The 14629-nt window shown below is 74.6% G+C and carries 14 protein-coding genes; 7 read left to right on the forward strand and 7 right to left on the reverse strand.

What is annotated here, in order from left to right; translation table 11 throughout:
* The first annotated feature begins 56 nt into the window (after positions 1 to 56).
* The 3 genes from ACZ2G1_RS11645 (at position 57) to ACZ2G1_RS11655 (ending at position 2522) form a co-directional block, all read left to right on the forward strand.
* Entirely contained in the window at positions 57 to 827 is a 771-nt protein-coding gene (locus ACZ2G1_RS11645; protein ID WP_470376835.1) for a hypothetical protein, read from the forward strand.
* A 21-nt stretch (positions 828 to 848) separates the two neighbouring features.
* Positions 849 to 1553: a class F sortase gene (locus ACZ2G1_RS11650; protein ID WP_470376836.1), complete on the forward strand. Its 705-nt coding sequence runs from the start codon at positions 849 to 851 to the stop codon at positions 1551 to 1553.
* 132 nt (positions 1554 to 1685) lie between these two features.
* Positions 1686 to 2522, forward strand: a complete 837-nt coding sequence (locus tag ACZ2G1_RS11655) for an alpha/beta fold hydrolase (protein ID WP_017835004.1) — start codon at positions 1686 to 1688, stop codon at positions 2520 to 2522.
* Between the two features lie 113 nt (positions 2523 to 2635).
* On the opposite strand, the gene ACZ2G1_RS11660 is transcribed toward ACZ2G1_RS11655, so the two are convergent.
* The 6 genes from ACZ2G1_RS11660 to ACZ2G1_RS11685 all read right to left on the reverse strand — a co-directional run bounded on the left by ACZ2G1_RS11660 (position 2636) and on the right by ACZ2G1_RS11685 (position 9470).
* Positions 2636 to 2998, reverse strand: a complete 363-nt coding sequence (locus ACZ2G1_RS11660) for an antitoxin (protein WP_017835005.1) — start codon at positions 2996 to 2998, stop codon at positions 2636 to 2638.
* Between the two features lie 61 nt (positions 2999 to 3059).
* Positions 3060 to 4457, reverse strand: coding sequence for an FAD-binding oxidoreductase (locus tag ACZ2G1_RS11665; protein WP_470376837.1), 1398 nt, complete (start codon positions 4455 to 4457; stop codon positions 3060 to 3062).
* Positions 4458 to 4663: 206 nt separating this feature from the next.
* The gene (locus ACZ2G1_RS11670; RefSeq protein WP_272026448.1) at positions 4664 to 6211 is read right to left on the reverse strand and encodes a gluconokinase; all 1548 of its coding nucleotides are present in this window, start codon (positions 6209 to 6211) and stop codon (positions 4664 to 4666) included.
* Positions 6211 to 7233 (reverse strand): zinc-binding dehydrogenase, encoded by a 1023-nt coding sequence (locus ACZ2G1_RS11675; RefSeq protein WP_272026447.1) that lies wholly within the window; start codon positions 7231 to 7233, stop codon positions 6211 to 6213. The genes ACZ2G1_RS11670 and ACZ2G1_RS11675 overlap by 1 nt, the downstream gene beginning before the upstream one ends.
* An 81-nt stretch (positions 7234 to 7314) precedes the next feature.
* The gene (locus tag ACZ2G1_RS11680; protein ID WP_115163304.1) at positions 7315 to 8082 is read right to left on the reverse strand and encodes a glucose 1-dehydrogenase; all 768 of its coding nucleotides are present in this window, start codon (positions 8080 to 8082) and stop codon (positions 7315 to 7317) included.
* A gap of 8 nt (positions 8083 to 8090) precedes the next feature.
* Entirely contained in the window at positions 8091 to 9470 is a 1380-nt protein-coding gene (locus ACZ2G1_RS11685; RefSeq protein WP_470376838.1) for a GntP family permease, read from the reverse strand.
* Positions 9471 to 9594: 124 nt separating this feature from the next.
* Between ACZ2G1_RS11685 and ACZ2G1_RS11690 the strand changes: the two genes are divergently transcribed.
* From ACZ2G1_RS11690 to ACZ2G1_RS11705, 4 genes are all read left to right on the forward strand, one after another.
* Complete coding sequence (locus ACZ2G1_RS11690; protein ID WP_051063850.1) at positions 9595 to 10323, forward strand: FadR/GntR family transcriptional regulator; 729 nt, start codon at positions 9595 to 9597, stop codon at positions 10321 to 10323.
* Between the two features lie 51 nt (positions 10324 to 10374).
* Positions 10375 to 11136 carry a YoaK family protein gene (locus tag ACZ2G1_RS11695; RefSeq protein ID WP_017835012.1) on the forward strand — a complete coding sequence of 254 codons (762 nt, stop codon included), beginning with the start codon at positions 10375 to 10377 and terminating at the stop codon, positions 11134 to 11136.
* A gap of 29 nt (positions 11137 to 11165) precedes the next feature.
* Entirely contained in the window at positions 11166 to 11669 is a 504-nt protein-coding gene (locus ACZ2G1_RS11700) for a nucleoside deaminase (protein ID WP_109221561.1), read from the forward strand.
* A gap of 137 nt (positions 11670 to 11806) precedes the next feature.
* The gene (locus ACZ2G1_RS11705; RefSeq protein ID WP_017835014.1) at positions 11807 to 12007 is read left to right on the forward strand and encodes an antitoxin; all 201 of its coding nucleotides are present in this window, start codon (positions 11807 to 11809) and stop codon (positions 12005 to 12007) included.
* Positions 12008 to 12063: 56 nt separating this feature from the next.
* On the opposite strand, the gene ACZ2G1_RS11710 is transcribed toward ACZ2G1_RS11705, so the two are convergent.
* On the reverse strand, positions 12064 to 14568 hold the full coding sequence (locus ACZ2G1_RS11710; RefSeq protein ID WP_115163642.1) for an ATP-binding cassette domain-containing protein: 2505 nt from the start codon (positions 14566 to 14568) through the stop codon (positions 12064 to 12066).
* Positions 14569 to 14629: the final 61 nt, after the last annotated feature.

The following is a 14629-nucleotide window of genomic DNA, read 5'->3' on the forward strand; positions in this document are numbered from 1 at the left end:
CACACCGAAAGTGCGCACCCGGCACGACCCCCCGGTACGACACAGGAGAGAATCTGATGCGCAAGTCCATGCTCCTCACAGTCCCCGCCCTGGCCCTCGGCGCGCTCACCATGGCCGCCGCGCCCGCCGCCGCCCACGACTCCGACATGTGGCCCGCCCAGGCGGCGCTGAGCACCCTGAACAACTCCGGCACCACCGGCGAGGTCATGGTCGACGTCCACGGCACCGAGGCCACCGTCACGATGAACGTGAGCGGCGCGGCCGAGACGTTCATGGACGGCCCGTTCCCGCACGCCCAGCACATCCACATCCACGGCCAGGGCACCTGCCCGGGCCCGGAGGCGGACGCGGACGGCGACGGCGTGGTCAACACCACCGAGGGCCACCCCTTCTACGGCATGATCGGCACCTCGCTGACCACCGAGGGCGACACCAGCCCCGACTCCGGCCTGGCCGTGGAGCGCTTCCCGGGCGGCTCCGCGTACACCTACGAGCGGACCCTGCAGCTGGACGAGGCCACCGCCGAGTCCCTGCAGAACGGCACCGCGGTCGTCGTGGTCCACGGCGTGGACCCGGCGAAGATGCCCGCCGCGGCCGCCGAGAAGATGAGCGACCTCGACCCGGCGCTGCCCGCGGCCGCGACCCTCCCGGCCGCGTGCGGCACGCTGACCGCCTCGCAGATGGGCGCCATGCCGGAGGGCGGCGCCGACACCGGCGTGGCCCAGGAGACGGGGTCCACCGCCCAGACCGCGGCCCTCGGCGGCGGCGTCCTGGCCGCCGCGGCCGGCGCCGCGTGGGCCCTGCGCCGTCGCGCAGCGCGCGGCTGATCCGACGGGACGGTTCCTGCTGTGACGGGATCGACCTCCGGTCGTCGCGGAGGCCTGCTGGCCTCCGCGACGACCGCCGTCCTGCTCGCCACCGGCTGCGCCGCGTCCGACGACGGCGCCGCGCCGGCTGCCGGCAGCACCCCGCCGACGGCCTCGAGCACCGCCTCGCCGTCGAGCACCTCGGCGCCCTCGGTCGCGGCGTCCGCCCCGTCCGCGAGGGGGAGGCAGACCGCCGCCGCAACGGACAATCCAGCGGACGGCCCCGCGGTCCTGGGCGCGTCGGAGCCGGTCTCCCTGTCCGTCCCGGCCACCGGCACCGAGTCCGAGCTGCTGCGCCTGGGCCTGCGCGAGGACGGCTCGCTCGAGGTCCCGCCCGAGGGGCCCGGCTCCCCGGCGAGCTGGTACACCGGGTCCCCCACCCCCGGCGAGCGCGGCCCGGCCGTGCTGCTGGGCCACGTCAACGCCACGGGCGGCGGCCCCGGGGTCTTCGCCGGGCTGCGGGCCCTGGAACCCGGCGACGCGATCGAGGTGGCCCGGGAGGACGGGTCCACGGCGGTCTTCGCCGTCGACCGCGGGGAGCAGTACGGCAAGGACGACTTCCCCACCCTCGAGGTCTACGGCAACACGGAGGGGTCCGAGCTGCGGCTGATCACCTGCGACGGCTTCGACCCGGCCACCGGGGAGTTCGACGACAACTACGTGGTCTACGCGTCCCTGGTGCCCTGAGCGGCGCAGCCCTGGGAACGAGCGCTGGTGCCCACCGCCCCGGCCTCGCGCGGAGAACGACCCTTCCCTAGGCTTCTGCGCAGGGAACGGCCGTTCTCTGCATCTGTCGCACCAGCGAGAGGAAGAGCCTCCATGGGTCACATCACCGTCGGCACCGAGAACAGCACCGACATCGAGCTGTACTACGAGGACCACGGCAGCGGTCAGCCCGTCGTCCTCATCCACGGGTACCCCCTGGACGGCTCGTCCTGGGAGAAGCAGACCGCCGCCCTGCTCGGGGCCGGCTACCGCGTGATCACCTACGACCGCCGCGGCTTCGGCCGCTCGAGCCGGCCGACGACGGGCTACGACTACGACACCTTCGCCGCCGACCTCGACACCGTCCTGAGCACCCTCGACCTGAACGACGTGGTCCTGGTGGGCTTCTCCATGGGGACCGGGGAGGTGGGGCGCTACCTCGGGACCTACGGATCCTCGCGGGTGGCGAAGGCGGCCTTCCTGGGCTCGCTCGAGCCGTACCTGCTGCAGACCGAGGACAACCCCACGGGCGTGCCCCAGGACGTCTTCGACGGCCTGGCCGCCGCCGTGACCGCCGACCGCTACGCGTTCTTCGCCGAGTTCTTCGGCAACTTCTTCAACACGGACACGTTCCTGGGCACGGACCGGCTGAGCCAGGAGGTCGTGGACGCCTGCCGGAACATCGCCGCCCGCTCCGGGGCCGTGGCGTCGGTGGCCGCCCAGCCCGCGTGGCTGACCGACTTCCGGGCCGACATCCCCAAGATCGACGTGCCGGCCCTGATCGTGCACGGCACCGCGGACAACATCCTGCCCATCGACGCCACCGGCCGGCAGTTCCACCAGGCCCTCCCGCAGGCGGAGTACGTGGAGATCGAGGGCGCCCCGCACGGGCTGCTCTGGACCCACGGCGCGGAGGTCAACGAGGCGCTGCTGGACTTCCTCGCCCGGTAGCCGCCCCCCACCCCCGGCGGGACGGCCCTCCGCCGGACGACGACGGACCCCGCCTGCCGTGCGCTCGAGGCGCGGCGGGCGGGGTCCGCTCCGTTCCCGGGGCCCGGGAACCGTCAGTGGCGGGGGCCCTCGTGGCCGGGCACGTCACCGGGGCGATCGGTCCCGGCCGGTCCTCCCGGCTGCCCGTCCGGGCGCTCGCCGGCGGCGGGGCCGCCCGTGGTCGGGCCGCCGGTCGCCGGGCCGCCCGTGCTGGGGCCGCCCGTGGCCGGGCCGCCGGAGGTCCGGTCGCCGGGGGCGCGGCCCCCGCCGAGGAACTGGCGGGCCTTCTGCTGGACCGTGTCCACGTGGCGCTCGTACTTGCGCCCGGTGCGCTTGTCCACGAAGCTGCCGGCCTGGTCGAGGACCTTGTCGACCTTGTCCGGGTTGCGCTGGGCGAGCTGCTTGGCCTTGGCCGTGAGCCCCTTGAAGTTCACCATCACGTCTCCTTCCGAGAGTGGTCACCGCGCGCGGGAGCGCCGCGGTGCTGCCGCCAGTCCATCACGCGGAGCTGTCCGCCGGCTGGCCGAGGCCGGGAGGCCGGCGCTCCTGGCCGACCACGTGCTGGAAGCGCAGCAGGTTGTCCGGGTCGTAGAGCGCCTTGGCCCGGACCAGACGGGCGTAGACCTCCTCGGACCACGCCCGGGCGTGCTCGGTCTCCCCGCCCGGGACCCCGTGCATGTTCACGAAGGCCCGGCCCGTGGACCACGGGGCCATGGCCTGCAGGATCTCGGCCAGCGCCCGGGGCGTCGCCGCGGCCACGTGGGGCGCGAGCCAGCCGATGAGCTCCAGGAAGAACGCCGCGTCCCGCCCCGAGACCGCGTCCTCGACGCCGTCGGTCCGGGCGAAGGCTCCACCCATCAGCCGGATCCCCACCTCCGGCAGCGGGCACCGGCTGCCGGGCCCGGCACTCTGCAGCAGCGTCATGACCGCGGCGGCGTCGAACTCCCGCAGGAACTCCCCGGTGAGCACGTAGAGACCCGGCTCGGTGGCGTCCATGTGCACCTGGTCGATGTCCCGGTAGTCCATGGGCCCCACCAGGTCCAGGACCGGCCGGGAGACCGCCCGCATCGGCTCGAGGACCCGGGCGCCCTCCTCCTCCGGACCGACCCAGCAGAAGCGCAGGTGCACGAGCATCCGCTTGTGCAGCTGCTCGGGGACGGTCGGGTCGTGCGGCATCCAGCGCAGGGCCACGGACGTCGAGGCGCGCTCCGGCAGGGTGGGCGCCCACCGGCTGAACGCGCTCAGCACCTCCTGGGCGTCGGTGCCGGGGTAGAAGATCCCGCCGCCGTAGAGCTCCTCCAGGGGGACGAGGCCCATGGTCATCGCGGTGACGAGGCCCAGGTTGCCCTTGCCCCCGCGCAGCAGGGCGAACAGCTCCGGCTCGTGCCGGGCGTCCACGTGGCGAAGCCGCCCGTCGGGGGTCACCACCTCGAGGCCCAGCAGGTGGTCGGCGGCGAAGCCGAAGATCCGCCCGAGCACCGGCAGCCCGCCGCCCAGGGTGTAGCCGACCGCCCCGGCGTCGCTGGCCGAACCGGTGAGGACCGCGAGGCCGTGGGGCGCGACCGCGTCGATCACGCGGCGCCACCGCACGCCGGCGCCGATCCGAGCGGTCCGGCGGCGGGGGTCGACCTCGATCTCCTGCATCCGGTGGGTCGTGACGAGCACGCCGCCCTCCATGGGCTGGTCCGCGCCGTGGCCCGTGGACTGCACCCCCACGGGCTCGTGGTGGGCGGCGGCCCACCGCATCACGGCCACCACGTCGGCGGCGTCGGTCACGCCCGCCACCGCGTCCGGGTGGTGGACGGCGGCCAGGTTGAAGCCGGCGACCTCCTGCGCGAAGCCGGCCTCGTCCGGCAGCAGGACCGGACCGCGGACCTGCCGGTGGAGTTCTTCCACGTCCGTTCTTGAGATCATCGCGGGCCCCCTCGGCACCGGCGATCCGCGGTGCGGGGCCGCTCGGGCCCGCAGGCGCCGCAGAACAGGTCCATTCTCCCACGCGGGCCCGCCGGTGCGCCCTCCGGAGCGTGCACGGAATCGTCACGGGGCGCCGGCCGGCACGGCCCGGACGGCACGGCCGGAACGGGGCGGGGCCGCGGGGAGGGTCAGTCGCGCTCGAGCGGCAGGGCGGGCGCCAGCCGGCGCAGGGACGTGAACGTGGGCACGAGGGCCTCGTAGAGCTGCTCGAACACCGGCTGCAGGGACGCGTGGACCGCGGCGTCGGCGGCGTCCGGGCGCACCACGGACTCGACCTCCACCAGGTCCGCGGCCACGTCGACGGACTCGATCAGCCCGAGCGCCTGCATCCCGAGCAGCGCGGCGCCGAACCCGGAGCCCTCGTGGCCCGAGGCGAAGGAGATGTCCGTGCCGAGGACGTCGGCGAGCAGCTGCCGCCACAGCGGGCTGCGGGCGAAGCCGCCGGTGGCGCGGATCTGCTCCACGGCCAGACCGGCCGAGCGCATCGACTGCAGGACCAGGCCGAGCTGCTGGCACACCCCCTCCAGGGCCGCGCGCACCAGGTGTGCGCGGCGGTGGGCGCGGGTCAGCCCCACGTAGGCGCCCTTGGGCAGGGAGCTCCAGTGCGGGGCGCGCTCGCTCAGCAGGTAGGGCAGCATGAGCAGCCCCCCGGACCCGGCCGGGACGCTCCCCGCGAGCGCGAGCAGCTCCTCCTCCGGCTCCTCCCCCAGGTCGGGGGCGAGGGCGTCCCCGGCCCAGCCCAGGACCACGCCGCCGTTGTTGATCGCCCCGCCGACCACCCAGCGCCCCGGGGTGAGGGCGTAGCAGAAGACCCGTCCCAGCGGGTCCACCACGGGACGGTCGACGACGACGCGCAGCGCGCCGCTCGTGCCGATCGAGCAGGCCGCCACCCCGGGCCGGACCGCGCCCAGGCCGAGGTTGGCCAGCGGGCCGTCGCTGGCCCCCACCACCACGGGCACGGTGGCGGGCAACCCGGTGGCCCGGGCGCCCTCGTGGGTGAGCCCGGGCAGGACGTGGGTGGTGGGCACGAGCTCGGGCAGCTGCTCGGGCAGGATCCCGGCGAGGGCGAGGGCCTCGCCGTCCCAGGCCAGCTCGTGGATGTTCATCAGACCGGTGGCCGAGGCCACCGAGTGGTCCACCACGAGCGCGTCGCACAGCCGCAGCAGCACGAACTCCTTGATGCCGGCCCAGAAGGCGACGCGCTCGCACAGCTTGGGCTCCTGGTCGTGGAACCAGACGAGCTTGGGCAGCGGCGACATGGGGTGCACCGGGGTGCCCGTGCGCCGGTGCAGGGCGAGGCCGCCCGCGCTCGCGCGCAGCCGTTCCGCCTGGACGCTGGCCCGGGTGTCGGCCCAGGTGACGAGCGGGGTGAGAGGCTCGCCCTCGGGCGAGAGGCCGAGCAGGCTGTGCATCGCGGCGCTGAAGGACAGCCCGGCCACGCGCTCCGCCCCGACCTTCCCGACCACCGCGCGGACGGTGTCCAGCACCGCCTGCAGGATCAGCTCTGGGTCCTGCACGGCGTGGCCGGGGTGCGGCTCCTCCAGGGGGTAGCCGGCCGAGGCGGCGGCGAGCTGCTCACCGCCCACGGCGAAGGCCACGGCCTTGGTGCTCGTGGTGCCGATGTCGACGCCCACCACCACGGGATCCGGGTGCCCGGTGCCGGCCGGCCCCGGCATCAGCGCGGCTCCCCGGCGGCCAGGGACACGAGGACCTTGCCGGAGACCGCGGAGTCGCGGGCCGTGGCGAAGGCCTCCACGGCCCGGTCGGCGGGGAACTCGTGCGTGACCACGTCCTCGATCCCGGGACGGTCGGCGAGCAGCCCGATCGCCTCGTCGATCTCGTCGTCGAACCGGAAGGACCCGCGCAGCTGGAGCTCCTTGGAGACCAGCGGGGCCAGGTTCACGGGCCGCGCCTCGTCCGGCACCATCCCCACCTGGACGACGACGCCGCCGCGGCGGGCGCCCACCAGCGCGGGGCTCACGGCCGCGGGCACGCCGGAGCACTCGAGCACCACGTCGAACGCCCCGGACGGGATCTGTTCGGCCCCCACCCGGACGGTGCCGTGCACGCCGAGCGCCCGGGCCCGCTCGAGCGGGCCCTCGAGGACGTCGGTGGCCACGACCTCGGCTGCGCCCCGTGCCAGGGCCGCCGCGGCGGTGAGCAGGCCGATCGGCCCGGACCCGGAGACGAGCACGCGCCGGCCGGTCACGTCCCCGGCCACGGTGAGCCCGTGCAGGGCCACGGCCAGCGGCTCGGCGAGCGCGGCCCGGCGCAGCGGCAGGCCGGCCGGGAGCACCCGGACCATGTCCCGGCGGACCAGCAGGTACTCGCTCATCCCGCCCTGGGTGTGCGGCCGGGTGGAGGCGCTGCCCAGGTAGGCCCCGCCGGGCCAGAGGTGGCGCCGGTCCTCGATCCCGGGCTGGGGCGTGCCGAACGTGGCCGGGTGGACCGTCACCGGGGTGCCGGGGGCGAGCTCGCCGGCGGGGTCCAGGTCCACCGTCCCGGAGACCTCGTGCCCGGGCACGAGGGGCTCCCGGACCACGTACTCGCCGTTGGCGCCCTCGGCCCAGTAGTGCAGGTCCGACCCGCACACCCCGCCGTAGGCGATCCGGAGCCGGACCTGCCCCTCGGCGGGCTCCGGGGTGGGCACCTCCTCGACGCGCAGGTCGTCCTTGCCGTGGATCACGATGGCCTTCATGAGCTCTCTTCCTGGTGCGTCCCCGGGCGCCGCGGTGCGGCGCGTGCCGGGTGGGACTGCGGGTGGTGCGGCGGACCCGGGTCAGAGGACGGAGGTCATGCCGCCGTCGACCAGGACGTTGTGCCCCGAGACGAAGCTGGAGGCGTCCGAGCACAGGTAGACCAGCGTGCCCACGAGCTCCTCGACCTGCCCCCAGCGCCGGGCCGGGGTGCGCTCGACCACCCAGTGGTTGAACGCCTCGTCCTCGATCAGCGCCTGGTTCATCTCGGTGGCGAAGTACCCGGGCGAGATCGCGTTGACCTGGATGTTGTGCCGGGCGAGGTCCGCGGCCATGCCCTTGGTGAGCATGACCACCCCGCCCTTGGTGGCCGAGTACGGGGCGATGGTCTGCCGGGCGAGCACCGACTGCACGGAGCCGATGTTGACGATCTTGCCCGAGCCGCGCTCCTGCATGCCGGGGACCACGGCCCGGGACACGTGGAACACGCTCGAGAGGTTCGCCGCGACGATGTCCTCCCAGTCGTGGGCCGCGAACTCGGCGAACGGGGCGCGGCGCTGGATCCCGGCGTTGTTCACCAGGATGTCCGGGACGCCGTGCTCGGCGAGGACCGCGTCGATCCCCGTCCGGACGGCCTCGGCGTCGGTGAGGTCGAAGGCCGCCGTGACCGGGGCGGTGCCCGTGCCGGCGGCGATCTCGTCGCGCACCCGGGCGAGGGCGTCGGCGTCGCGCCCGTGCAGGACCACGCGGGCCCCCGCCTCGGCGAGGCCCGTGGCCAGGGCCCGCCCCAGCCCCCGGGAGGAGCCGGTGACGAGGGCGAGCCGGCCGGTGATGTCGAAGACGTTTCGCATCCGGGGCCTCAGGCGATGTAGAAGATGACGAGGACGACGGCGAAGCCGAGGACGGACTCGAGGGCCTGCTGGACCGTCCAGGTCTTCAGCGTGGTCTTGACGTCCATGCCCATGAGCCGGCCCACGAGCCAGAAGCCGGAGTCGTTGACGTGCCCGGCGAAGACCGAGCCGGCGGCGGTGGCCAGGACCACGGCCGCGACCTCCACGGAGTTGAAGTTGCCCGCGGCCACGGCCGGTGCCATGAGCCCGGCGGCGGTGACGAGGGCCACGGTGGCCGAGCCCTGCGCCAGGCGCAGGACCACGGCGATGATGTAGGCCGCGAAGATGACGGGCAGCCCGATGCCGTCCAGCGAGGACGCCAGCGCGTCGCCGATGCCGGAGGCGCGCAGGATGCCGCCGAACATGCCGCCGGCGCCGGTGATGAGGATGACGGAGGCGACCGGGCCCAGGGAGGAGTCGATGACCTTCTCCAGGGCGGTGCCGTGCTCGCCGCGGCGGGTGCCGAGGACGAACAGGGCCACGAGGACCGAGATCAGCAGGGCGACCGGGGACTCGCCGAGGGCGGAGAGCACCTGGAACCACTCGGCGTCCTCGGAGACGGCGCCGGCGGCGCGCAGGAAGTCCAGGCCGGTGTTCATGAAGATGAGCACCAGGGGCAGCAGCAGCAGGGCGATGATGGTGCCGACCCGCGGCGGGTTGGCGGGCTGGTCGTCGTCGACGTCGCCGAAGAAGCCCGGGACGGGGAGGACGTACTTGGTGCCCACGCGCTTGCCCCAGAGGTACGCGGAGACGTACCAGAGCGGGAACGCCAGCAGCAGGCCGATGAGCAGGACCATGCCGAGGTCGGCGCCGTAGAGCTCCGTGGCGGCCACGGGACCGGGGTGCGGCGGCACGAAGACGTGCATGACCGAGAACGCACCGGCGGCGGGGATGCCGTACAGGAGCACGTTGTTGCCGCTCACCCGGCGGGCGACGGCGAAGATGATCGGCAGCATGACCACGAGGCCGGCGTCGAAGAAGATCGGGAAGCCCATGATCAGGGAGGCGATGCCGAGACCGAAGGGCGCGCGCTTCTCGCCGAAGATGTCCACGAGCTTGTCCGCGAGCACCCGGGCGCCGCCGCTGTGCTCCACGAGCTTGCCGAGCATGGCGCCGAGGCCGATGAGCAGGGCCACCGAGCCGAGCGTGCCGCCGAAGGCGGTGACCGCGGTGTTCACGATCATCCCCGTGGGGATGCCCGTGGCGAATGCCGTCAGCAGCGCCACCAGGATCAAGGTGAGGAAGGCGTGCAGCTTGAACTTGATCACCAGGACCAGGATCAGTGCGATGGCGGCTGCCGCGATCGTCAGCAGCGGCGCGGTGCCGAGGGTCTGTGTCCAGTCTTCCACTGAGTTTCTCCGTTGATCTCGTGCCTGCGGGCAGGCCCTGGGGTCTCGTCGTGAGCCACGACACACGCTAGGCTGACAGAAAGATCATACTTTTGGCAACAGGGTGGGCGCGACCGCGCCGCACATGACGGACGGAGCGTCCATGCACGGGGTGGAGCAGCACAGCGGGGTGCTGGACCGGCTCGGCGAGAGCATCGCCTCCGGGGCGCGGGCGCCGGGAACGGTCCTGACGCTCGCGGCCCTCGAGGAGGAGTTCGGGGTCTCCCGCACGCTCGTGCGGGAGGTGGTGCGCGTGCTCGAGTCCATGGGGATGGTGGAGTCCCGGCGGCGGGTGGGCGTCACCGTCCGCCCGCCGCGGGACTGGAACCCGTTCGACCCCCGGCTGATCCGGTGGCGGCTCGGCGGCCCGGGGCGCGACGAGCAGCTGCGGAGCCTGACCGAGCTGCGGACCGCCATCGAGCCCGTGGCCGCCCGGCTGGCCGCGGTCCGGGCCGACGGGCCCACCCGGCGGCGCCTGGTGGAGCTCGCCGCCCGGCTGCGGGAGCTCGGCGAGGCACGCCGCGGCACCGACCCCGAGTACCTGGAGGTGGACACCGCCTACCACGCGCTGCTGCTGGAGGCGAGCGGCAACCCGATGCTCGCCGCCCTGCAGGACGTGGTGGCCGAGGTGCTCTCCGGCCGCACGGCGCTCGGGCTCATGCCCCGCTCCCCGGACCCCGGCGCGCTCGAGGACCACGAGGCCACGGCCGCCGCCGTCGCCTCCGGAAACGCGGCCGAGGCCGAGGCGCGGGCGCGCGCCGTGGTGGTGGAGGTGCTCGAGGGGGTCGTCGACGTGACGGAGAACACCGCCTGATCTGGCCGATGGTCTGCTGGGCCCGGGCCGCGCCGTTCCTAGGCTGAGCGCATGGCCACACCCGTCACCGGCTACCTGTCCCGGGTCTCGGGGCCCCGCCGGAGCCCCCGTTACGACCTCCACCTGGCCTGCCTGCTGATCCTCGTGGCCGGCATGCTCAACTCTGCGGGCTTCGTGGCCGTGGCGCTCTACACCTCCCACATGACCGGCCTGACCGCGACCATGGCCGACCACCTCGTGGACGGGGACGTGGAGCTGCTGTCCCTCGGCGCGGTGGGACTGGGCGCGTTCGTGCTCGGCGGCATCTGGTGCTCGCTGCTCTTCACCTGGGGCCGGCGGCGCGGGCTCGGGTGCCGGTTCGCGAACGTGCTCGCCTTCGAGGGCGCGCTGATCCTGGTGTTCAGCCTGACCGCCGAGGCCGTCGAGGACGACCACCGCGGCCTCGTGCCCGTCGCCGTCCTGTGCTTCACCATGGGGATGCAGAACGCGCTCCTCAGCAAGGTCGCCGACATCCCCGTGCGCACCACCCACGTCACCGGGATGGTCACCGACATCGCGATCGAGCTCGGCAGGATGCTCTACCCCCACCGCACACCGGGTCCGGAACCGGTCCGGGCGGACCGCAGGAAGCTGCGGGTCCTGACCACCCTCGTGGGCCTGTTCTTCCTGGGCGGCGTGACCGGGACGGTCGGCTACCTGGCCGCGGGGTTCTCCTTCCTGGTGCCGGTCGCCCTGCTGCTGCTGGTCCTGGCCTACCGTCCGGTGGCCCGGGACCTCTCCCGCAGGCGCCCGCCCGCCCGCGCGTTCCTGTGAGCCGGCGCCCCCGCCCGTAGGCTGGGCCCATGGGCATCTCGGAGACCGACCGCGGACACCTGCGACGCTGCGTGGAGCTGGCCCGCGAGGCCCTCGACGCCGGGGACGAGCCGTTCGGCTCGGTGCTGGTCTCGGCGCGGGGGGAGGTCCTGTTCGAGGACCGCAACCGGGTGGCCGGCGGTGACGCGACCCGCCACCCCGAGTTCGAGATCGCCCGGTGGGCGGCCGCCCACCTGACCCCGGAGCAGCGCTCCGCGGCCACGGTCTACACCTCGGGCGAGCACTGCCCCATGTGCTCGGCGGCCCACGCCTGGGTGGGGCTGGGTCGCATCGTCCACGCCTCCTCCTCGGCGCAGCTCGGCCGGTGGCTGGACGAGCTCGGCGCCCCGCCCGCCCCCGTCGCGGCGCTGCCGATCACCCAGGTGGCCCCGGGGGTGCCCGTGGACGGCCCCTGCCTCGAGCTGGCGCCGGCGGTGCGCGACCTGCACCGCCGGCTGCACCTGATCCGGACCGACCCGCGAGGTGGCAGCTGACGGGCACCGCGCCCGGCCGCGTCGCCGTCAGCCGCAACCTCGGCGCGGGGTGGCCAGGGGCCCCGTCCAGGGACCAGGATGGAGGGGTACCCCCGGTGGGCCGCGCCCGCCGGAACCGTTCGACGAGAGGAACGATCATGGTGGACATGGGAGGATTCGCGGACAAGGCGAAGGACCTTGCGGACCAGCACCCGGACAAGGTGCAGCAGGGCATCGACCGGGGCGGCGACGCCGTCGACGAGCGCACCGGCAACAAGTACGAGGGCCAGGTGGACCAGGCCCAGGAGAAGGCCGGCGGCTTCCTCGGCGCCGACGAGAAGGACCAGCAGCAGAACTGATCCGCGCCCGCTGACCTCGGCCCCGCCCGCCTCCCGGCGCGCGGGGCCGCGGCCTGTCAGGCCAGCGCTGCGGCCAGGTAGGGCGCCGTGCGACTGGCCGGGCACGCGGCGACCTCGGCCGGGGTGCCGGCGCACACGATCCGCCCGCCGGCCTCGCCGCCGGACGGGCCCATGTCGATCACCCAGTCCGAGGACGCCACCACGTCCATGGCGTGCTCCACCACCACCACGGTGTTGCCGGCGTCCACCAGGCGGTTCAGCTGGCGCAGCAGCAGCTGCACGTCCTGCGGGTGCAAGCCGGTGGTGGGCTCGTCCAGGAGGTACAGGGTGTGGCCGCGGCGGGCCCGCTGCAGCTCGGTGGCCAGCTTGATCCGCTGCGCCTCACCCCCGGAGAGCTCGGTGGCCGGCTGGCCGAGCCGCAGGTAGCCGAGCCCCACGTCGAGCAGGGTGCGCAGGCTGCGCGCGGCGGCCGGGACGTCCGCGAGGAACTCCGCGGCGGTCTCCACGCGCATGCCCAGGACGTCGGCGATGCTCCGCCCCCGGTGGGTCACCTCCAGGGTCTCCGGGTTGTAGCGGGCGCCCTGGCAGTCGGGGCAGGGCCCGTAGGTGCCGGGCAGGAACAGCAGCTCGACGGCCAGGAAGCCCTCGCCCTGGCACGTCTCGCACCGGCCGCCGGTCACGTTGAAGGAGAACCGTCCGGCCCCGTAGCCGCGGGCCCGCGCCTCGTCGGTGGCGGCGTAGAGCTTGCGGACCGCGTCGAACAGTCCCGTGTAGGTCGCCAGGTTGGAGCGCGGGGTGCGGCCGATGGGCCGCTGGTCCACCCGGATCAGCCGGTCCAGGTGCTCCAGGCCCTCGACGGCAGCCACCCGTGCCCCGGCGGCGGGCGCGGCGTCGTCCTCGGCGTCGGCGGGCGCCGCCCCGCCGTGCACGTGCCGGCCGACCGTCTCGGCCAGGACCTGGCTGACCAGCGTGGACTTGCCCGAGCCGGAGACCCCGGTGACGGCGGTGAGCACGCCCAGGGGGATCTCCGCGTCGAGGTCCACCAGGTTGTGGCGCGTGACGCCGCGCAGCCGCAGCCGCCGCTCGACCGGGCGCGGCGTGCGCTCCGCCGTCGTGCCGCCCGGAGGGTCGTCGGGCGAGCCGTCGGAAGAGCCGTGCGGGGGGCCGTCCGGGAACAGGAAGGGGCGCGTGGCGGACTCCGCCACGTCGGCCAGGCCGGGCACGGGGCCGCTGTACAGCACCGCGCCGCCGCGGTCCCCGGCCTGGGGCCCCACGTCCACGACCCAGTCGGAGCGCCGCACCACGGCCATGTCGTGCTCCACCACGAACACCGAGTTCCCGGAGACCTTCAGCTCCTCGAGCACGGCCAGCAGCGGCTCGGCGTCGGCCGGGTGCAGGCCCGCCGAGGGCTCGTCGAGCACGTAGACCACGCCGAAGAGCCCGGAGCGCAGCTGGGTGGCGATCCGCAGCCGCTGCATCTCCCCCGGGGAGAGCGTGGGCGTGGACCGGTCCAGGCTCAGGTAGCCGAGTCCCAGGTCCAGGAGCACCTGCAGCCGGGCGAGCAGGTCCTTGGCAATGGTCACCGCGGCCTCGCTGCGCTCCCCCGAGGACACCGCCCGGGAGGCGGTCCCGGCGTGCTCCAGGGCGGCGGTGGGCCGGACCACCTCGGCCAGCTCGCCGAGGGACGCCCCGTTGAGCTCGGCGATGCTCCGGCCCGCGAAGGTCACGGCGAGCGCCTCGGGGCGCAGGCCGCTGCCGGCGCACGCGGGGCAGGGTCCCGTGACCACGTACTGCAGCACGCGCTCGCGCATCTGCTGGCTCGCGGAGTCCGCCAGGGTGTGCAGGACGTAGCTCTTCGCGCTCCAGAACCGGCCCTTGTACGGCTTCGCCACCCGGTCCCGCTGCGGGGTGATCTCCACGACGGGCTGCTCCTCGGTGAACAGGATCCAGTCGCGCTCCTCCCGCGGCAGCTCGCGCCAGGGGACGTCGACGTCGTGGCCCAGGTGGCTCAGGATGTCGCGCAGGTTCTTGCCCTGCCACGCGCCGGGCCACGCCGCGACGGCCCCGTCCCGGATGCTGAGCCCCGGGTCCGGGACCAGGGAGGGCTCGGTGACGTCGTGCACGGTGCCCAGGCCCGAGCACCGGGGGCACGCGCCGGCGGCGGTGTTGGGCGAGAAGGCGTCCGAGTCCAGGCTGCCCGCGGCGGAGTCCGGGTAGGTGCCCGCCCGGGAGAAGAGCATGCGCATCGAGTTGGACAGCGTGGTGAGGGTGCCCACGGTGGAGCGCGAGCTGGGCGCGCCGCGCCGCTGCTGCAGGGCGACGGCGGGCGGCAGCCCGGTGATTCCCTCGACCGCGGGGTTGTGCCCCTGCTGGATCAGGCGCCGTGCGTAGGGGGCCACGGACTCGAGGTAGCGCCGCTGCGCCTCGGCGTAGATGGTGCCGAAGGCCAGGGAGGACTTCCCGGACCCTGAGACGCCGGTGAAGGCGACGATCGCGTCGCGGGGGACGTCCACGTCCACGTGGCGCAGGTTGTTCTCGGAGGCTCCCCGGACCCGGACCATGCCGGTGCGGGTGGTGCCGGGGACGGTGTCGGGGGCCGGGTCGGTGTCGGGGTGGGTGCTC

The organism is Kocuria sp. KKT182, assembly GCF_055635395.1.

Bases quoted from the DNA above. Each gene is read 5' to 3' on its own strand.
- ACZ2G1_RS11645 (WP_470376835.1), top strand. From the start codon at position 57: ATGCGCAAGTCCATGCTCCTCACAGTCCCCGCCCTGGCCCTCGGCGCG.
- ACZ2G1_RS11655 (WP_017835004.1), top strand. From the start codon at position 1,686: ATGGGTCACATCACCGTCGGCACCGAGAACAGCACCGACATCGAGCTG.
- ACZ2G1_RS11660 (WP_017835005.1), bottom strand. From the start codon at position 2,998: ATGGTGAACTTCAAGGGGCTCACGGCCAAGGCCAAGCAGCTCGCCCAG.
- ACZ2G1_RS11670 (WP_272026448.1), bottom strand. From the start codon at position 6,211: ATGCCGGGGCCGGCCGGCACCGGGCACCCGGATCCCGTGGTGGTGGGC.
- ACZ2G1_RS11675 (WP_272026447.1), bottom strand. From the start codon at position 7,233: ATGAAGGCCATCGTGATCCACGGCAAGGACGACCTGCGCGTCGAGGAG.
- ACZ2G1_RS11680 (WP_115163304.1), bottom strand. From the start codon at position 8,082: ATGCGAAACGTCTTCGACATCACCGGCCGGCTCGCCCTCGTCACCGGC.
- ACZ2G1_RS11690 (WP_051063850.1), top strand. From the start codon at position 9,595: ATGACGGACGGAGCGTCCATGCACGGGGTGGAGCAGCACAGCGGGGTG.
- ACZ2G1_RS11695 (WP_017835012.1), top strand. From the start codon at position 10,375: ATGGCCACACCCGTCACCGGCTACCTGTCCCGGGTCTCGGGGCCCCGC.
- ACZ2G1_RS11700 (WP_109221561.1), top strand. From the start codon at position 11,166: ATGGGCATCTCGGAGACCGACCGCGGACACCTGCGACGCTGCGTGGAG.
- ACZ2G1_RS11705 (WP_017835014.1), top strand. From the start codon at position 11,807: ATGGTGGACATGGGAGGATTCGCGGACAAGGCGAAGGACCTTGCGGAC.
- ACZ2G1_RS11710 (WP_115163642.1), bottom strand. From the start codon at position 14,568: ATGGTCCGGGTCCGGGGAGCCTCCGAGAACAACCTGCGCCACGTGGAC.